Genomic DNA, 1,516 nt, shown 5'->3' with positions numbered 1-1,516 from the left:
TGAAGCTCCTATGGATGTCAAGCAGCGATCGCGTTGATGGTGGGTTCGGTGAACCAGGTGTGGATGCGGGTCTGGAGGTCGGGGTCGCGGGTGATGCCGCGCTCGACGCGGGAGAGCCGTTGGATGGTGATCCCGAACGGGCCGGCGACGGCGTGGAGTGGCAGGCCAGCGGCGGTGCGGAGCTGGCGTAGTTCAGCACCGCGAGGTGCGAGGGGCAGCGGTCGGGTGATGGCCCGGTAGATCTCGCGGACGATGTAGCGCTTGAGGCAGCGCATGATGTCGCGGTTGGACAGTCCTTCAGCGGTACGACGAGCGACGTAGGTCTTGGTGCGGGGGTCGCTGGAGAGCCGCACGAACGCGATGCGCCACAGCGCGTTGTTGCCGGACCGGTCGCCACCGTGGTTGATGCGGTGACGGTTGGTCTTGCCCGACGAGGCGGGGACGGGGGCGACCCCGCAGAGGTGGGCGAACGCCGCCTCGGAGTGGATCCTCTGCGGGTTGTCGCCGGCGGTGACCAGCAGTTGCGCGGCGGTGTGCACGCCGACGCCGAGCACGTCACGAAGCGCGGGGGCGGCACGCTCGGTGAGGACCTCGAGTTCGGCTTCCATCCGGTTGGCCTGCTCCGTGAGCAGTTGGATGCGCCCGGCGAGTTCACGTAGTGCGTGGCGTGTGGCGCGCGTGACCACGTCGTCGTCGTCTCGGTCGCGCCAACGGCGTGCCCGCTCGAATCTCTGGTTCGCGGTCAACGGCTGCAGATCGGTGCGTATCGCGTCGGGAGCGGTCAACGTCAGGGCATGGAACTGGTTGGCTGCGGCGGTGCGGTCCTTGATCGCTGAGCGATACACGACCTGGTGGGTGCGGATCGCCTCGACCAGCCCGGTGCGGGTCTTTGGGGTGCCGGTCGCACGGCCTGAGAGCACCGCCCGGGCTGCCGCTTCGGCGTCGACCGGGTCGGACTTGCCGTGCAGGCGGCGTGCCGCCCGGTCGGGCCGGTCGACCTCGATCAGCGCCACGCCCTCGGCGGTCAGGAAGCGTGCCAGCCCAGCGCCGTAGGTGCCGGTGCCCTCGATCCCGACGGCGTCGAGCACCCCGAAACTGATCAGCCAGGCGAGCAGTTTCACGTAGCCGGCCGGGGTCGTGGCGAACGAGGCGGTGCCCAGCAGCCGGTGGCTCGTCGAGCACACGACCGCGGCGACATGAACATCGGCATGGGTATCGACCCCGCCCGTGACGTTGCGCGGCGGGTCTGTCATCCTGTGCATGTGGTCTCCGGTGGTCAGAACATCGGAGGCGCCGACCGGGCGCGGACAAGACAGCCAAGAGTCTGGTGCAACAGGCTCCTATGAGGTCACGCTGCTCGGTCGACACCGGTACCGGTGGCTCCGCTGTGAGGACCGACGCTTCACGAGCAAGACAGCCTCACGGCGTCAGTCACAAGATGAGTCAGGCCCTCCACGGAGCCACCGGACCGGAGTCTCCACCACCGCTGAGGCGGCATCTACATCATGGCTGTCAC

At 68.5% G+C, this 1,516-nt stretch carries 1 protein-coding gene; it reads right to left on the bottom strand.

The features are described 5' to 3' along the window. Positions 1-17: 17 nt before the first annotated feature. Positions 18-1,262, bottom strand: coding sequence for an IS110 family transposase (locus tag WEB03_RS00245; protein WP_368068963.1), 1,245 nt, complete (start codon positions 1,260-1,262; stop codon positions 18-20). Between the last annotated feature and the right edge of the window lie 254 nt (positions 1,263-1,516).

Source organism: Nitriliruptor sp., assembly GCF_040882075.1.
Lineage (GTDB): Bacteria > Actinomycetota > Nitriliruptoria > Nitriliruptorales > Nitriliruptoraceae > Nitriliruptor.
The sequence above is the reverse complement of the archived record's forward strand: the minus strand, read 5'-3'. Positions and strand labels throughout refer to the sequence as shown.

What these genes read in the sequence shown, in the direction of transcription:
- WEB03_RS00245 (WP_368068963.1), bottom strand. Translation starts at nt 1,262, where the DNA reads ATGCACAGGATGACAGACCCGCCGCGCAACGTCACGGGCGGGGTCGAT.